Raw genomic sequence first — 16,849 nt, 5'->3', positions numbered from 1 at the left:
TGCATGCAAAGCTGCCAAGTTCACCTGGCTTTGATGCGATTGAGTTTGGGGGGGCAGCTTAGTGACCTGGTCGCCCTTACTATTGAGCGCGATGTTGAAACCTATGGTCGCCAGTTCGAGGTCTTTGCTGATTCTCCCTATGAAGTCCTCCACGGCGAGCTTGGTCACGTTTGCGATGATGACACGCGAATTCGGTACGAGCAATTCTGCCAGACCATGATATGGGGTGAGACTCCGAGTGTCGATGATGTCACTGCGGCATTTGCCAGGTTGGCCCAAGTTGCACTGACTGGACGGAGAAGTGAGGGTGATGAGAACCTAGGGGCGAACTCCGTGAACGTTGCAATGAGGGGACGCCACTTGTGACTGATGAGTTGCGAGTGGCGGAACAGGCTCCGTCCTCGAGGGACCTTCCATCTGCATCGACGTAAGGATTGTTGTGCATGCTGACGGCGAGTTGTTTACGGGTGAAGTCCCCGTATCGCGTTCTGCTGGTCGCGTAGTTTCGCTTGCCCATCTCACGTCCGAAATACAAATGGGTACTCGGCCAGTAATTCGTAATCAGGGCTTCGTGCTTGAGGCCATACCGCGTCGCCCACCCACAGAGGCAAGCACGCTAGCGTAGTGCACCGGCCACATGCTCCTTACCAGTCGTAGGACCTGCACTTTGGCCAAACACGTTTGGGCGAAGATCTGGTGCGGTGGTTCTGGCCATCGCTCTAGTGGAACGTGTTCTTCCCATAGGTCCGTTACGTCGTGTTTGATTCGGTTTCTGTCAGAGGTGTTGGCGACTCCATCTGGTGTGCCGAAGCTGTCCGGACCAGCGGGCTTGTTGTACTTCGGTTCTACAGTCAGGGGAACGAGTATAATTACATGCAAACCTGCGGCCGACCAAGCACCCACGTATGCTAGATTGTCATCCAGGAGTCTATGCAATGCTCTCAGCAAGTTTCGTACTGGTTTGCCGGTATGAAATTGATTTCTAATTCCCCTTCTGGATGAAAGTCCGGAGGGGAATCGTTTTTTTGGCGCCTTGCTTGTCCAGTGTCCGAGTTTGCGGCCATACTAGCATCAGGGGCTTTTGTAATCTTTCCCCTACAGGGATACTAAGGAGACGCATGCGCGACAACGTGGAGAGCAATGGTGCCAACACGCTCAACTGGACTTTGGGGATCGACGTGGGCGAACACTCCGTTGGGTTGGCTGCTGTTGAATACCCGTCGGAAGAGGAAGTACCTACAATCCTCGCAGCAGTGTCATACATCCATGACGGTGGAGCTGACCCTGACGGCCAAGTTAATGAAAGCCGCAAAGCCAGAGCGGGGACAGCGCGCAGAACGCGACGGCTCAGAAGGCGACGTCGAGCACGTCTCCTCGAGCTCGAACGGGTACTAAGTAGTTTTGGGTGTGTGGCACCCAATTTGGATAGTGTTGACCTTCATGCACCATGGCTAGCGAGGGCAGCGTTAACTCAGAACAAGATTGACAATGATGATGAACGAAGCCGATTGTTGGCACTGGCAATCATGCACATGGGACGCTATCGAGGATGGCGGAACCCCTGGTCGAAGCTCAACCAACTCGCAAACTTGGCAGACCAAGGCCCTAGCGCCAACTTGAAGAAGATGAGAACCAAGGCTGCCGAGCGTCTTGGCGTAGATGTGGAAAATACGCGTACTATTGGCGAGCTAGCTGCGACGCTCTTGACACTAGATTCCGATCTTTGGTTTCGCCCACGGCAGATCTCGGCCAAGCGAAAGAGGCGGGAGGGGAAGGATGCTAAGAGCGCACCCAAAGAGGACAAGATATTGTTCGAGCAAATCCGACAGGAGGATATCTATAACGAACTACAACTCATTGCTCAAGTACAACAATTGGATGATGACTTCTTCGACCAAGTCAGTGAAGCGCTATTCAAACAAGAAGCCCCGACGGTTCGCTCGGACCGCATTGGCAGGGATGACCTCGACGGCACACTCCGTGCTCCAATGGCTAGCCTAACATTTCAGGAGTTTCGCATTAGAACTACGATAGCCAATCTTCGGACCCGCGAGGCGAAGGAGCCACTCACACCAGGGATTTCGGAAGACATCGTACAGTATCTGCTCAGCTGGCGAGACGAAAACGCGCCTAGCTGGCAGAATGTGGAGGAACACTTTGAGATACGTCTGAGTGAGACCAGCGGCACTCGTGCTCCGATAGACACCACTTCGGTCACGATCGAACACTCACAAATCCCGGCACTGGCCCAGTGGTGGGCTAGCGCCGATTCGGATATGCGAGGAGATCTTGTACTTGGCCTCAGCGACAGTACGGGTAATTACGACAATGAAATGCTGGAGAACCTGCGCGAAGGGCTTTCGGATAAGGAACTCGCCAACTTAGATGATCTCAAGTTGCCGAGTGGGCGTGCGGCCTATGGGTTGAGATCATTGTCACGAATGAATGAGATCATGCGCGAACAATCCTGCGATCTCTACACGGCAAGGCAGCGGGCGTACCCTTTTGATCACCAGGGCAATGTCGTGGATGAATACTGGAAGCCGTCTAAGGACTCATTCGCCGTGCCAACCGGCCAACCGACTGTAGACCGGAATCTCAAGATCGTGGGCCGGTTTCTTAGCGCAGCGACCGCCAAGTGGGGAGCGCCAAGCAAGGTCGTCATAGAACTTGCACGAGAGGCATCCCTTGGTGATGTGGCGTTGAGGGAGCTGAAGAACGAGCAAGACAAGCGCAGGATCTTCAATGACCATATCCGTGTCCATCTCCAAAGCCAGGGAGTTTCTAACCCATCCCGTAGAGACATAGCCAAGTACACCTTCATCGAGCGACAGGGCTCCCAATGTTTGTACTGCGGAACGTCAATCGGATGGGACAACACCGAGATTGACCACATCGTCCCTCGTGCAACAGGCGGGTCAAACCGGGTCTCTAACCTGGCAGCGGTATGCCGCCGATGCAACGCCGAGAAGGGCAAACAACCCTTTGGCCAATGGGCGAAAATGGCATCACGCCCTGAAGTTAGTTTGGGTGCTGCGATCGAACGAGTGAATAACTGGGATCGACAGGTGGGTGCGCTTGACAAAGGCAAACAACAGAGGCAAATCAACAAGGAATTCGCGAACTACAAGAAAGACGTGATCACTAGGCTGAAGCGCACCTCCAACGACGACCCACTCGATGAAAGAAGCTTGGCACCCACTTCATACGCCGCAGTGGCGGTGCGAGAGCGGGTCGAGCAGTTCTTGGAGAGCCAACCTGGCTACGACCCCAATGATCAACACCAGAGAGTCCGGGTTTTTAGCGGGAACATAACATCCCTAGCGCGTATTCAAGGCCAGTTTAACCAGAAGATCATGTTGCGTGGCGAATCCAAGAAAACGCGACTGGACCGTCGTCATCATGCTCTCGACGCGATTGTGCTGACCTCAATGCGCCAATCGGTGGCGAAGGTGCTTGTCGAACGTGATGATCTCTACAAGGCCTCTCGACTTGGTGAGCTCTCCGACAACTCTAGAGAGTTCTATGGAGAGAGCTTTGCAGATCAAACACTCTTTCGCCAGTGGTTAGGCACGATGGAGATCCTAAGCGATCTTACCAAGACCCTCATCGATGAAGATGGGTTGCCAGTCATCTATCCTCTGCGTCTCCGGCCTCAAATCGGACGAATGCATGACGATACCGGACGATCATTACTCACGAAGCAGCTAGGGGATACCTTCAGCTCCCAGGAGATTCAGCGTATAACCGACAGACGCGTGTACCAGGCGTTATTCATGGAACTGGATGACGAAAGGGCGATCCCCGAAGATCCAAACCGATTTGCAGTCGATGAGCATGGGGTTTCGCTCGGGGGCAGCGACAAGATTACGCTCTTTGACGGAGGCGGTGGGATGCTTCGCATTGGAACCAGTGGGTTCAACCTAGGCACGATACACCATGCTCGCGTATACGCTTGGCGTGATAGGAAGGGCAACATTAGCTATGGAATGATCCGAGTCTTTGGCGGAGAATTCGGCCGAATAGGGTTCCGCAAAAAGGGGGTAAATTTATTCCGAGCCGAGCTGCCATCGTGGTCGGAGTCGTGGCGACTTGCTGATAACAGAGTATTGGCGGCAATAGCCTCAGAGGGAGCCCAGTACATCGGGTGGCTAACGGATGGTGACGAACTGGACTTTGGATCTATCGCGACTATGCCGGGAAAAGAATCACATGAGTTCTTTACCCACTATCCCGAGACACGTTGGAGGATTGCGGGCTACGACTCAGCTACCAACCTAACCCTGCGACCACTCTATCTCGCTGCCGAAGGATTGTTGGGCAAACCGGATCCAATAATACACAAAGTTATAAAGGGCAAGGGTTGGCGGCCAGTGGTAAACGACGTGTGCGCAGTCGCCACTCTTCAGGTCATCCGGCGCACCACACTAGGACGACCCAGGTGGCATTCTGATACGCTACCCACGAGTTGGAGTCCATCTAAAGAAGCCATCAGACTATTAGACGATGGCAAAAATGGCCTCACAACAGACTAATGGAATGCGTGTGAACCATTTTTCGACACGCAAACAACAGGGAACCCTGGCTCCCACCAGGGTTCCCTTCCGTCTCGTCCAGTTTAGCCGGGGGGAGTCTATGCACTTCCCAGCGACGATGTTCAAGTACGCTCGCATGGTACCAGTTTAGCCGGGGGGAGTCTATGCACTTCCCAGCGAAGGCTCCGGTTGGGGCGACGGCCACGCCAGTTTAGCCGGGGGGAGTCTATGCACTTCCCAGCGACAAGATTCGCGGAAAGACTAAAGCGTCCAGTTTAGCCGGGGGGAGTCTATGCACTTCCCAGCACTCGTATTTGTCGCCGCTCTCCTTGGACCAGTTTAGCCGGGGGGAGTCTATGCACTTCCCAGCAGGACGACGCGCTCGACGTGGAGCATCTCCAGTTTAGCCGGGGGGAGTCTATGCACTTCCCAGCTAGTTCCCGAGCACGACCACCCGAACATCCAGTTTAGCCGGGGGGAGTCTATGCACTTCCCAGCGATCCGATCAAGGCACGCAGGAGAGTGGCCAGTTTAGCCGGGGGGAGTCTATGCACTTCCCAGCCTCTAAGCCAGCGGGGTGCAAGTTCCCTCCAGTTTAGCCGGGGGGAGTCTATGCACTTCCCAGCGTCGGGCGCTCTTGTTCAGCGTGTGAGTCCAGTTTAGCCGGGGGGAGTCTATGCACTTCCCAGCCGGAGGAGGTCCCACACCGTGAGTGAAACCAGTTTAGCCGGGGGGAGTCTATGCACTTCCCAGCGACGTACACTCCGGTCGGGATCGGGATGCCAGTTTAGCCGGGGGGAGTCTATGCACTTCCCAGCCCACTGATGAGCCCTTGCCGAGGCTTGCCCAGTTTAGCCGGGGGGAGTCTATGCACTTCCCAGCTCGGCTCTCGTTGGCTGCGTGGCTTCTTCCAGTTTAGCCGGGGGGAGTCTATGCACTTCCCAGCTAGGCTGGTCGCTCCATCTTGTCGATAACCAGTTTAGCCGGGGGGAGTCTATGCACTTCCCAGCGCGAGCACGGTCTCAACCCCATCACGTCCCAGTTTAGCCGGGGGGAGTCTATGCACTTCCCAGCATGTCAACCTCGCCAGGGACTTCAACAACCAGTTTAGCCGGGGGGAGTCTATGCACTTCCCAGCATAGGCTTGCAGAGCTTGAGAGTGGCCACCAGTTTAGCCGGGGGGAGTCTATGCACTTCCCAGCAACGATCATTGACGTGGCCGGAACAGCCCCAGTTTAGCCGGGGGGAGTCTATGCACTTCCCAGCCGTCACCGCGCCGATCCCGATCAATAGTCCAGTTTAGCCGGGGGGAGTCTATGCACTTCCCAGCAGGATAAGGACGGCACTGTTTGGGGGTTCCAGTTTAGCCGGGGGGAGTCTATGCACTTCCCAGCTTGTACGTATGTCCTGCCGGCCGATCCACCAGTTTAGCCGGGGGGAGTCTATGCACTTCCCAGCTGGGGCTTCAACCACCAAACCCACTGTCCCAGTTTAGCCGGGGGGAGTCTATGCACTTCCCAGCCTCACGTATGAGCTTGGTGCCGAGCTTGCCAGTTTAGCCGGGGGGAGTCTATGCACTTCCCAGCATAGGGCTGGACGGTGGAGGTTTGGGTGCCAGTTTAGCCGGGGGGAGTCTATGCACTTCCCAGCTGGATTCTCAAAGCTGGACGGGAACCTGCCAGTTTAGCCGGGGGGAGTCTATGCACTTCCCAGCCACTCACTGCGGTTCGCCTTGGTCTTGCCCAGTTTAGCCGGGGGGAGTCTATGCACTTCCCAGCGCCATCGCTCACATGGCGCACCTGTTCACCAGTTTAGCCGGGGGGAGTCTATGCACTTCCCAGCAGGTACAGCACTACCCCACGTTCGTAGTCCAGTTTAGCCGGGGGGAGTCTATGCACTTCCCTAGAAGATGGTCAGCTGCTGTGGCCGAGATTCGCTTTCGATCAGCTTCCTTCCCTCTATCCGCACCATCTTGGACCACTCAATATCGCTGACGTGAAGCATTCTTACGAATCCACCGTCAGGGATTCCCAGTGCAATACGAGAGGACAGCCAATCAAGTCCGGAGGAATTGATAAGGTACTTTGCGTAGACGCTCAGCTGTATCCTGCCGAAACCGAGCTCCAACAACTGAACTCGATAACGGGTAGCATCACGGCGATGCGCCTTTGTGTCAACTGGAAGATCAAAAAAGACGACAGCCCACACGGGTTCATCCGTCTTCACGGGATCCCTCAAACACCGGTACCTGCACAGTCGTGCCTTCCCCTTCCATGTAATTAGCAAGACTCTGTGTAAAGTGGGTGATGCTTGAACCTGTCGTCCGGCCATCCGATGCGAATTTTCTATCACATACACTCGCAAGTTGCCGTTTGCAGTCAGGGGTCATTGAATCATAGCTTCCATATGCCTGCATGGCAACCACATCGGCAGCAGGTCGGAAGGGTTCGATAATATCATCTACGAGGGAGAAGTTGTTGGACCGTTGATGATGCCACACTCCGAGGGTCGGATTTAGACCGGCAGCCACAACGGCACGTACACAAAATCCCCGCACAATCGCATAGGTATAGTCCAAATAACTATTGGCATCTACCCTACTCCCTGGTTTGCGACGGAACCGAGGTTGATCAAACAAAGCACTCCAATAGGCTCGCGCGGCGCGAGCTTCCACGTTGGAGGGATCGCCGGAACGAACCAGCTTCGCTAGATCACGGACCTCACTTGCATGGGGCCGATCGCATACCGCAAGGGCGTTGGCTTGGCCACGGATTTTTGCTTGAACAATCCGCATCCAAGCATTCTTTTGACGCGGGATAGACATTGTAATCTGACATCGCTGGCGTGTCGCGACTCGGGAATTATTGGACCAGGTTAACGTCGTGGCAATAGGCACTGCGCGCCAATCACAATGCATAATTGCTATGTCGAAAGCAGCTGCTCGATCAAAAATGCTCTCGTGCAGCAGACAGTGTGGTCCAACGAGGACAACAGCAAGATCCGCCAGTGGTACCGTCGCATCTCCGACATACAAAGACCCTTTGCCGGCCGAGACCTTGCCCTCGTACCCGGTTAGATCGACTATCCTCCAAGCTCCTGGCATTGCAATCGCTTCTTTCGCCTTTGCCTGCGGCTTCCGTTAAGCAGGAGGTCACTGGCATCAGGTGACTTCGGCAGGGATTGGTAACCTCTTTAGTTTTCTGGCCCGCAAAACTAGCTCGACATCTAGCAGAGTCGATGCCGATATCCCCCATGGGCCTCCTCGGAGGCACCGTCTGCTGGGGACTTCGAAGCCTGGGTGTGTGAACTTCGCTCTGTCGCATGTCGAATGAGGGGCATCGTTTGGTTCGTGCTGGCTATGGTTGGTATTGTACAGTGCGAATCACGGTTGGCAGCCTGGGGTTGTGGGTCCGACGCGCGAGACATCGGTGCACGGTCAAGCGCACTTCGGATGGTCCGTTGCGCCTCGTATTCTGGCATCTCGGACTTGAGGGCAGCGTGTCTGAGCCATTCGGTCAACTGCTGTTGGTCAAAACCCATGCCCACGTACTGAGCTAGATAGAATGCCTCGCGGTTAAGGGTCGCATTGCGTTGACCATTCGATGCTTGGGCGATGCGATCGAGGCGGTCTCTGAGCATCTGTGCAACGGTGGGTGGAATCGTCTCGGTTGGCTCGACCCTGGGTCGTTCTGGAACGGGGGTGACTTTGCACCGTTCGATCACCCAACAGGGTAACTCGAGAAGCGTGTCTGGGCACTGCTTCCATACATACCTACCCTTGTCGGTCGCAGATGGCGGAGCAACGATATAGCCACCCTCGCCGCGAGTATCTAGGCCAGGGGCCAGAACACCGGTGGTTGACTTGATCTTTGCCTCAGGAGGGGCTGCATAGTAGAGATGTAGACCTCCACTTGGGGTCTTGGCTATTGCACACCCTATGCGACTGTTGCCAGTTGGGAATCGGAATCCTTGAGACGCAAGAGCACGCATTGAGTCATACCCATTCGCGGCTCCCTCGTGGGCATCAATGTCGATCACGATGATACCTGATGCCTCACCGGTGCGGATGCCGATGTTGAGGTCGGGTGGATCAGAGAACGCATCAAGGAGAGCGGATTGATCCGTCGTTGCATCATGGAATCCATGCGATCCCTTCAGTGGCTTCTTCGATCCGGGCGCCAATGGGTAGGTTGCCCATCCGCGTGCGGCGTACTCCTGGGTGACGATGATGTTCTCAAGGCCGGTCTTTGTGAGTTGCATGCTCATGTATATGCACCAAGGCCAGTGGGTTGAGGGTGTTGATCCCCTCCCCTCCCTCATCAAAGGGACTGGTGCTCCGGGCGCAGTCGCTCTTATACCAAACGCGGCTTCGCTAACTCGAGCGCTATTTGATAGGCGAGCGTGGGATATGACCCGAGATCACAGCCAAGGTCTACTGTGATGGCACCGAGCGGGGTTGTGAGGACAGGGTCGGGTCTTGCCAGTGTGGCGATCTTGATCGCATCCATTACACGGGCACGTGATCGAATGCGTCGGTGCCGAATCTCGGGTGGACAGGTCGCGATCACCCATCGGAACTGCGATGTGAGCCCAGCACATGCCTGATCGAACGCCTCGGGATAGTGCTGGCGAAAACCCGTCCAGGGCGATACGGCTATCACTGGATGCTCAGGAGTTGCAGCGGTGGAGGCGAAAGCGAGAAACAGGCTGAGGAGTCGCCCATGCACTGCATCTTTCCATTGGGGCTCATCCACCACCCGAGTCCCTAGCCCTAAGGCCGCTCCAACCGCAATACGGGGCGCGTCGAAGAGCTTGTCGGTGTCGAGCACACTGGCCTCTATGGCTTTCGCTAGATGTGGGGCAAAGGTGGATTTGCCTGATCCAGGGAGACCGGCTAACAGGACAACTAGGGGTTGGTCCGACATGGTGGGTCCTCTCAGGGTAGTAATGGCTGGTGGGTGGGGGCGCTGGGGGTTATGGTTGGTAGGTAGATGCCCTGCGCTGGGTGATGGGGCATGATTGGGAGCGGACTGGGACGAGAACTCGCCCATCCAAACGCGCCTAGGCCTATCATGATGAACGCAACCACCAGGGTTTGCTTGGTCTTGTCTCTGGTCACTAGCACAACGGGGCTCCTCATGTATCTGGGTCTCTACCAGTATCAATAGGCACGATCGGGCGCGTCGTCACCGAAATATGTGCATATATATCCGGCAGCGGTCAAGAGATCGCGAGATATGCAAAGGAGACGGCGATGTTAAAGGCTGTGGAGACCAGTAGCAACAGTCGAGGGTTGGGGCTGAATAAGGAACTGTTGCGGCGCACGATCGACGAAGATCTAGCGAACAAGGGGAACTCTCCCCTGACTGACAACGAGTTTGACCTGCTTATCGAGGTCTGTGAGCGCACTGGATTGGATCCCTTCGCGCGCCAGGTGTATGCGATCAAGCGCTACGACAAGAGGGCAAAGCGCGAGATCCTGAGTATCCAGACATCTATCGATGGGTTTCGGCTCATCGCGGAGCGCACGCACGCCTATGCGGGTCAGGATGGACCGTTCTGGTGTGGTAAGGATGGTGTGTGGAAGGATGTCTGGCTTGAGGACACGCCACCGGCCGCAGCAAGGGTAGTTGTCAAGAAGCTCCTTGGTGGGGTGATCACCACAAGCTCAGCCGTAGCGCGCTATGCCTCCTATGTGCAGCGGACCAACGCAGGGGAGGTCGTGCGGATGTGGGCGACGATGGGTGACAATCAACTCGCTAAGTGCGCGGAGGCTCTGGCTCTACGCAAAGCGTTCCCCCAGGAGTTGTCGGGTCTCTACACGGTTGATGAGATGGCTCAGGCGTCACAGGAGCCAAGTAGTGCTCCAAGTGGCGCAAGAGGGTCCAAGGCGAACACCGCAACCTCTGCCAAGACCAGCCCGACGACGGCTAAGACAGCCACACTGTCGGTGGTTGATGGCGAGGGTGAGACCACTCCCCCGGTGGCAGAGACAACGCCAGTAGATGCGGGATACGCCCCTGCGGTAGATGGGCAGATCAACGCAATCAAAGAGTACTTTGACGCGCTCAGCATCGCTCGCGAGCTTCGACCCGAGTACGTAGCCCAATTTGTCGGCCATGGGATTACCACTCTCAGAGATCTGACCCGATCCGAGGCGTCGCAACTAATCAAACACCTCGCGGCATCAGCGCAGACGACAGCGGCAGAATAACAACAAAAGATCGAACCGGTAGTGGAGTCACTACCGGTTCTCTTCGATAGCGCCAATGAGTCCTAATTGGGCGACAACAAGGAGGTAACATCGTGCATTGCATCGAATGTGGGAAAGAGATCGATACCAGCATAGGTACACAGGCATGGCATCACGAGCGTGGCTGCTGCTCACCAGAGTGTCTAGCTGCTTGGGAGCACTATCGCGTTGGCGAGCTCTGTCGACAGTACCCGCTGATGGACGACATCATTGGACAGCGAGACCTTGGGCGAGTCTTAGATTTTCTGACCGTGATGCTCAATAGTCGCGTCACAATCGAAAATGAGCTGAGCTGGACGATAAGCGCAGATACCGTATGGCTGAGTCCCGACTGGGGATGGTTCGAATCCGATATTGGCGGGATCTTCGACACCGTTTTGGGTTTCTCCATCAGCGACGATGAGAATATCGGGCTACGGCATGCGAGTTTCTCGGCGTCGGAGACGGACCCGTTCGATGCAGCGCTGGTACTAATCGCGGACGTGACTAGGTGGCGAAGGAGCTGTATCGAGGCATGTGACGCCTGGGTGCTAGATCATGCTGATGAGGTCGAGCTTTGTGCTGTGTGTGCTTTTGCTCGTGACCGGCTGTCGGTCGATGCTGTGGATGCGTTGCACGAGTGGATAGGAGTGGTCAAACTCCACGCTGTTAAGAGCTAGTGTGCTGATGTGGGCCGTCCGAGAGAACTTGGGTGTCCATGTCCCCCTTTAACGCTATGTGCTGGGGTACATCCTCGTGATTGCCATGAATCAAACCAGCGTGAAGATCATGTGGTTACCTGACGCTGCCTTGACACGGGATGGCGAACACCATCAACGGTGAATGACAGCCCCCAGGAGAGCAAGATTCGGCTTGGTTTCCAGCGATCCCATCACTAACTTGTGGCATGCCTGGCAAAGTGCGAGCAACAACGAGAGGATAAACAATGCATATTGCGTGTCAGCCGTCGATTCTTTACTTTGGAACTCCTGTAGTGCTGATTGGCACTCTCAATGAAGACGACACGTACAACCTTGCGCCAATGTCTTCGGCGTTTTGGCTTGGATGGCGATGCATCCTTGGTCTGTCGGCGAAGTCAAAGACCACGCAGAACATAGTGCGCACCGGCGAGTGTGTCTTGAACTTACCTTCGGTCCGAGAGGTTGCAGCGGTGAACCGGCTCGCCCGTACCACTGGATCCAGCTCAGTACCAGAGTCTAAGGTTCGCAAGGGATACCGATACGAACCTGACAAGTTCGCTATCAGTGGCTTGACGCCTGTAGGCTCGGAGACAGTTGGGGCACCGCGAGTCCAAGAGTGTCCTGTGCAACTTGAGGCTGTGGTAGAGGCAATTCACGGTATCGCTGAGCAAAACCTGCTACTACGCGGCAATCTTGTCAATATCGAGGTTCGGGTCCAGCGAGTGCATATCGAAGAGAGGATCATGATGGAACACGAACCGAACCAGATAGACCCTGACAAGTGGCGACCACTCATCATGAGTTTCCAGCAGTTCTACGGGCTCGGGTCCAAACTCGCCCACTCTACACTAGGGGAGATTCCAGAGTCCCTGTACCGAAGCCCTGATGTCGACCATGCCAATGTGCAGAAGGAAGAGACCTGTGACGTGCTCGAGTTCGAAATCTGATGCCACAGACTATGACCGCGTTGCAGAGGCCATTACCTTCATCACCGATCGCGTGTGTGAGCAACCGACGCTAGAAGAAGTAGCAGACCATCTGAACCTAAGCCCCTATCACTTTCAGCGCATCTTCTCGCGCTGGGCAGGCGTGTCCCCGAAGAAGTACCTGCAGGTGCTTACGTTAGAACAAGCAAAGCAACTACTTAGCGATTCAAAATCAGTGCTAGAGACGTCGAACATTCTGGGTCTCAGTAGCAGTTCTCGCCTGTACGATCACTTCGTCCATATGGAAGCCGTGACACCTGGAGAGTACAAGGCCCAAGGTACGGGCTTGACTATCGAATTTGGAGTACACAACACGCCATTTGGGAATGCGTTCATCGCAACAACGCCGAGGGGCGTCTGCAACATCGCATTTTCCGAGAGCAAAGACATCTCCGAGCTCATGGAGGATCTACGGCAAAGGTGGCCACATGCGGTCCTACATGAGAGTCAGCACTCAACCCAGAAGGTAGTCGCCGCGATGTTCAGGCAAACCAATGACTCGAAGAGTTCGCTCTCATTGTACGTTTCCGGGACGAACTTTCAGATCAACGTATGGAAAGCGCTCCTGCGGATCCCTCCTGGCTCTGTCGCGAGCTATGCGCAGATTGCGAACTTCATCGGTCAACCAGGATCAGCAAGAGCCATAGGTCATGCAGTAGGCGCGAACCCAATAGCGTATCTCATCCCCTGTCACCGGGTAATTCAGGCAAATGGCGGGCTTGGGGGGTATCACTGGGGAACAACAAGGAAGCAGGTGATGCTGGCGTGGGAGCATGCTCGATTGCAAATGGCGTAGGGCCCTCTCACCACAACGACACAACGCTGACTGTATGGCATAGAGGCATCGCTCGGCGAAGGCATTGAGACCGGGCTTCGTCGCGAGGCACGAGCGCGACAAGTACAACCGCTCCATAGACTACGAGACTTCGCCGACGAGCGTATGGAGCAGATAGGGAGATCTAGGGCTACCTCCACGCCGAGTAAGGCCGTTAGACTCTCAGAATGATCCAAATCGCTGTCATTGGAGATCACGACCCGGACAACGAGACTCACGTTGCGACTAGTGCAGCCCTCAGACATGCCGCCGATCAATTAGGTGTTGCATTGGAGGTTTCGTGGATTGGAACCGACCAGATCGCGGATCAGGTAGCAGCGACGCTTGCCCCCTTTGATGGTATGGTGATCGCTCCTGGCTCACCGTATCGCAGCCTCGATGGAGCATTAGAAGCAATCAAGCACGCCCGTCAACAAGGAGTGCCTCTGCTCGGAACGTGTGGTGGATTTCAACATATCGTCTTGGAATTCGCCCGGAACGTGCTTGGTTTCCCGGAAGCTCACCACGCCGAATACAATCCGTATGCATCCACGCTCTTTATCACCCCGCTCTCGTGTTCCCTGGCTGGGCAGACTATGACTGTTCATATCAAAGAGGGAACCTTAGCAGCGGCCGCTTATCGAACCGCGACAGTCAATGAACGCTATTATTGCAACTTCGGCCTGAACCCGGACTATCTCGATACCCTTATCCACGCAGGGTTGACGCTCAGTGGGACCGACAGCGGGGGCGAACCCCGAATCCTTGAGCTTTCCTCCCATCCCTTCTTCGTCGCGACCCTCTTTGTTCCCCAAACCTCAAGCAAGCCTGGCACACCTCATCCGCTCCTCGCATCGCTCCTATCGGCTACGACTAATAAGCGAAGTCCTCAATACACCATTGCGGCAAATCCGGCGTGATCCACTGCTATAGCACCCCGAATGCATTGATGCTTTAGCGCCTGGATTGTGCATACCAGCTCGGGTAAGCAAATCCCTTCCGGGCACACACGTCGTCGGCGGGCTACCCTAGCTGGATCCTGGCCCCACCAAGCTTGAGGGGCGTTTACTGTGAAGTACCTCTGATACCTCCCAACATCACCATCTGCCCATCAAAAAGCACACCTCTTGGTGCATCGCCGACAACACGGCTACCGATGCCTTCGGCTGACAATCCCTCACAGCGATCTCGCAGTCCATCACGATCGATCCCCTGGTCTCGCGCGTGGATATCGGCACCTCCGCTTGCTTGCAGTGCAGCGAAACCGTAGTCCAGGGTACGAGAATAGCTAAGCAACCGCCTCGACCAAAACTTCCGCCGCAACGCTTTCGAGAACCAGGTGCGGGCTGGCAATAGTCTGGAGGGCAACGATATTATCAGGCGGCTGTAACCACCGAACATGGCTCCCAATCAGAATAGACAGTACCCTTACGACCGCTTCGCCGCCTTAGCAGTACCTTGCATACGCATCCGACGCTCAAAATTCGTGCAGTGCCGAACAGCTCTCAATTGAGCATTAGCTAGAGGGAATCCATTCGCGATTGCGTATTAGCTGCGAGCGTCATGCGAAGTTGAAATGCAACTCGACCAGTCATGGGCGCGGTGGGTTCGATTGGGATCTCTTCCGAACGCTGGCGTCGAAGTGGTCAGCACAGCCATCTTGGTTTTACTTTCTTTGATTTCTCTAGATGTCGCCAATCTCGGAACGTACGTCTCTAGGAGACTCCGAACATACGGGAACGCGAACCCTACCTTCGCTAAACAGCGCTTCTGTGCGCCTGTCAATGAAGAAGATCGAGAAAGTGGCCTATATGTATTGGTAACGACCTTGAACGGAGGAGATGGATATGGAGACCGACAAGAAGCTGATCTTTTCAACGGGCGCGAAGGGTGGGGTTGGCAAGTCCACACTAGCGATCCTGATGGTGGAGGCTCTACTCGAGGGAGAGGCCACGGTTGCCTGTTTGGAGGGCGACGAGCGTTCTCCGTCACTTGAGGCCAAGTATGGCTCTCACCCAGAGGTTCGTGTAGCCAACGTCGATCTGTCGAGTCTCACGGACGAGTCAGGGATAGAACTGCTGGGCAAGGCAGTCGAATCACTCGACGCACAGTACGTGATTGTCAATACCCCTGCAAGTGGAGTACGTATCTTCGACGAGCTTCCCATGGTGTTGGCAACGTTGGGGCGTGAACCTCGAGTCGCCTGGTCTTTGGCGATCAACGCAGATCGGGTTACGAACATCGGAGACGACGACGGTTTGTTTACGAGCATGGATGGCGGGATGCTCTCTGCTGTCGAGCTAAAACATCTCACGATCATTCGACCGCTCTTTCAATGTTCCTATCGCGGTCAGCCGTTCTGGTACGATATTCGTGCAGATGCAATGGCACGGATGGGAGCAAGAACGATGGAAATCAGAAAGATTCCCGCATCTACGCTTGAGGCGATTCATCGCAGCCCGTTGTCTATCTCCGAAATAGCGGCACAGTCTGATCCCATCCTTAGCGCGACGTTGTTGCTCACCTGGCATCGGGTCAAAACCGCGTTGGCAGCGACGGTGTTGGAGGGAGCGATGATTGCCCTCGACGAACCATCGCAGTCGCTTCCCAAGCGCGAGAAGTTTTTGGGACCTACGGGGCTTCTCCAGCGGTTGGCAGATGAAAAAGCCAATGATGCAAAGGCCAACGACTAACGGAGCGCGCCGAGGACAACAGACACAGTTCGAGACACACCAGCCGTGCAACACCGACGAAAGATGCGTTAGTCTCGATCCCTATCGCATGAACGGGCTTCCAGTCTGGCCAGGCGAGACCCGATAGTCGCGAGGGTCTTCTGGGTAGAGGCCAGCACCTCTTCGAGTCGGGATAAGAACGCGGGCATCTGACGGTTGAGTTGGGCCATTTGCGGGGGGTATAATGGCTAAGCAAGAGGAGTGAGGGGCAACATGAACGCTAGAGTTCAGAGCGATGGTAGACGCGTACCGCTAGTGAGCGCTCCAATTCAAACAGGTGACATAAGCGTTATTGTAGAGGCAGATACGAGCGCATGTGAGGTAACTCTTCGTCAAGAAGACTTTGAGGCGTGGCTCGATGACTTTCGTAATCGCTACGCAGGGATGCTCGAATACTTGCAAAGTCATTGATTCGTCCTTCGCTGGCTCTGATTGTCATCATCAATACCTCAGTCAGGGACCCGGATGAGTTTTTCGACGATGAAGACGATCTAGACCGAGTCGAAAGAGTACTTCAGGCTTCAGAGAACATCTCCGATCCCATCTTGTTGGCTGGCTTGTTGATGAGTCGATTAGCGCGGTCACAAGCATTCACGGAGGGCAACAAGCGAACAGCACTAGCTGTTGCCCATTTTGTGCTGCAAGCCAATGGTTACGATCCAGAAATATACATACCGCCGGACGATACCCGAATCAGCGATTATCTTCTCCTCGCTGCTCGTGGAGACAATGTTGAACAGGAAATTATCGGCGTTATGGCGAGCAATGCCGGGGCACTTCGAGCTGGTCAGGAGACGTCGATCCCAAGATCCAAACGTGATTTCGGCTTTGGCAGTGTGACATAGATGT

The 16,849-nt window shown here is 55.2% G+C and carries 13 protein-coding genes, 1 pseudogene and 1 CRISPR repeat array; of the genes and pseudogenes, 9 read left to right on the top strand and 5 right to left on the bottom strand.

The window, feature by feature from the left end; all coding sequences use genetic code 11:
• Window positions 1-45: 45 nt before the first annotated feature.
• The gene (locus M7Q83_RS08775; RefSeq protein ID WP_298337561.1) at window positions 46-366 is read left to right on the top strand and encodes a hypothetical protein; all 321 of its coding nucleotides are present in this window, start codon (window positions 46-48) and stop codon (window positions 364-366) included.
• A 752-nt stretch (window positions 367-1,118) separates the two neighbouring features.
• Window positions 1,119-4,535 (top strand): type II CRISPR RNA-guided endonuclease Cas9, encoded by a 3,417-nt coding sequence (cas9, locus tag M7Q83_RS08770; protein ID WP_298337559.1) that lies wholly within the window; start codon window positions 1,119-1,121, stop codon window positions 4,533-4,535.
• A 78-nt stretch (window positions 4,536-4,613) separates the two neighbouring features.
• Window positions 4,614-6,441: direct repeats of the CRISPR family, unit length 36 nt; unit sequence CCAGTTTAGCCGGGGGGAGTCTATGCACTTCCCAGC.
• Between the two features lie 41 nt (window positions 6,442-6,482).
• On the opposite strand, the pseudogene cas2 reads toward cas9, so the two are convergent.
• The 4 genes and pseudogenes from cas2 to M7Q83_RS08755 all read right to left on the bottom strand — a co-directional run.
• Window positions 6,483-6,866: pseudogene (gene cas2, locus M7Q83_RS14275) on the bottom strand (CRISPR-associated endonuclease Cas2); the annotation flags it as partial.
• Window positions 6,748-7,638 (bottom strand): type II CRISPR-associated endonuclease Cas1, encoded by an 891-nt coding sequence (cas1, locus tag M7Q83_RS08765; RefSeq protein ID WP_298337556.1) that lies wholly within the window; start codon window positions 7,636-7,638, stop codon window positions 6,748-6,750. The gene cas1 and the pseudogene cas2, both read right to left, overlap by 119 nt.
• 122 nt (window positions 7,639-7,760) lie before the next feature.
• Window positions 7,761-8,801 carry a bifunctional DNA primase/polymerase gene (locus M7Q83_RS08760; protein WP_298337553.1) on the bottom strand — a complete coding sequence of 347 codons (1,041 nt, stop codon included), beginning with the start codon at window positions 8,799-8,801 and terminating at the stop codon, window positions 7,761-7,763.
• Between the two features lie 86 nt (window positions 8,802-8,887).
• The gene (locus M7Q83_RS08755) at window positions 8,888-9,460 is read right to left on the bottom strand and encodes an AAA family ATPase (RefSeq protein WP_298337550.1); all 573 of its coding nucleotides are present in this window, start codon (window positions 9,458-9,460) and stop codon (window positions 8,888-8,890) included.
• A gap of 329 nt (window positions 9,461-9,789) precedes the next feature.
• Here M7Q83_RS08755 and bet point away from each other — a divergent pair, with 329 nt between their 5' ends.
• The 5 genes from bet (at window position 9,790) to M7Q83_RS08730 (ending at window position 14,188) form a co-directional block, all read left to right on the top strand.
• On the top strand, window positions 9,790-10,749 hold the full coding sequence (bet, locus tag M7Q83_RS08750) for a phage recombination protein Bet (protein WP_298337547.1): 960 nt from the start codon (window positions 9,790-9,792) through the stop codon (window positions 10,747-10,749).
• A 92-nt stretch (window positions 10,750-10,841) separates the two neighbouring features.
• Window positions 10,842-11,447 carry a hypothetical protein gene (locus M7Q83_RS08745; RefSeq protein WP_298337544.1) on the top strand — a complete coding sequence of 202 codons (606 nt, stop codon included), beginning with the start codon at window positions 10,842-10,844 and terminating at the stop codon, window positions 11,445-11,447.
• Window positions 11,448-11,713: 266 nt separating this feature from the next.
• Window positions 11,714-12,415 carry a flavin reductase family protein gene (locus tag M7Q83_RS08740; RefSeq protein ID WP_298337541.1) on the top strand — a complete coding sequence of 234 codons (702 nt, stop codon included), beginning with the start codon at window positions 11,714-11,716 and terminating at the stop codon, window positions 12,413-12,415.
• Window positions 12,390-13,250 carry a methylated-DNA--[protein]-cysteine S-methyltransferase gene (locus M7Q83_RS08735; RefSeq protein WP_298337538.1) on the top strand — a complete coding sequence of 287 codons (861 nt, stop codon included), beginning with the start codon at window positions 12,390-12,392 and terminating at the stop codon, window positions 13,248-13,250. Before M7Q83_RS08740 ends, M7Q83_RS08735 begins: the two co-directional genes overlap by 26 nt.
• A 206-nt stretch (window positions 13,251-13,456) precedes the next feature.
• Window positions 13,457-14,188, top strand: coding sequence for a hypothetical protein (locus M7Q83_RS08730; protein ID WP_298337535.1), 732 nt, complete (start codon window positions 13,457-13,459; stop codon window positions 14,186-14,188).
• Window positions 14,189-14,333: 145 nt separating this feature from the next.
• Here the strand turns inward: M7Q83_RS08730 and M7Q83_RS08725 are convergent, their stop codons facing one another.
• Window positions 14,334-14,564, bottom strand: coding sequence for a hypothetical protein (locus M7Q83_RS08725; RefSeq protein WP_298337532.1), 231 nt, complete (start codon window positions 14,562-14,564; stop codon window positions 14,334-14,336).
• Between the two features lie 551 nt (window positions 14,565-15,115).
• On the opposite strand from M7Q83_RS08725, the gene M7Q83_RS08720 reads away from it, so the two are divergent.
• Window positions 15,116-15,961, top strand: coding sequence for a hypothetical protein (locus M7Q83_RS08720; protein WP_298337529.1), 846 nt, complete (start codon window positions 15,116-15,118; stop codon window positions 15,959-15,961).
• 446 nt (window positions 15,962-16,407) lie between these two features.
• Entirely contained in the window at window positions 16,408-16,845 is a 438-nt protein-coding gene (locus tag M7Q83_RS08715) for a Fic family protein (protein ID WP_298337527.1), read from the top strand.
• The last annotated feature ends 4 nt before the right edge of the window (window positions 16,846-16,849 follow it).

This window comes from Ferrimicrobium sp. (assembly GCF_027364955.1).
Taxonomy (GTDB): Bacteria; Actinomycetota; Acidimicrobiia; order Acidimicrobiales; family Acidimicrobiaceae; genus Ferrimicrobium.
Note: the sequence above shows the minus strand (reverse complement) of the source record. Positions and strands in the feature narration are given on the sequence as shown.

Coding starts and splice junctions, on each gene's coding strand:
- cas9 (WP_298337559.1), top strand. CDS start 1,119: ATGCGCGACAACGTGGAGAGCAATGGTGCCAACACGCTCAACTGGACT.
- cas1 (WP_298337556.1), bottom strand. CDS start 7,638: ATGCCAGGAGCTTGGAGGATAGTCGATCTAACCGGGTACGAGGGCAAG.
- M7Q83_RS08760 (WP_298337553.1), bottom strand. CDS start 8,801: ATGAGCATGCAACTCACAAAGACCGGCCTTGAGAACATCATCGTCACC.
- M7Q83_RS08755 (WP_298337550.1), bottom strand. CDS start 9,460: ATGTCGGACCAACCCCTAGTTGTCCTGTTAGCCGGTCTCCCTGGATCA.
- bet (WP_298337547.1), top strand. CDS start 9,790: ATGTTAAAGGCTGTGGAGACCAGTAGCAACAGTCGAGGGTTGGGGCTG.
- M7Q83_RS08740 (WP_298337541.1), top strand. CDS start 11,714: ATGCATATTGCGTGTCAGCCGTCGATTCTTTACTTTGGAACTCCTGTA.
- M7Q83_RS08730 (WP_298337535.1), top strand. CDS start 13,457: ATGATCCAAATCGCTGTCATTGGAGATCACGACCCGGACAACGAGACT.
- M7Q83_RS08720 (WP_298337529.1), top strand. CDS start 15,116: ATGGAGACCGACAAGAAGCTGATCTTTTCAACGGGCGCGAAGGGTGGG.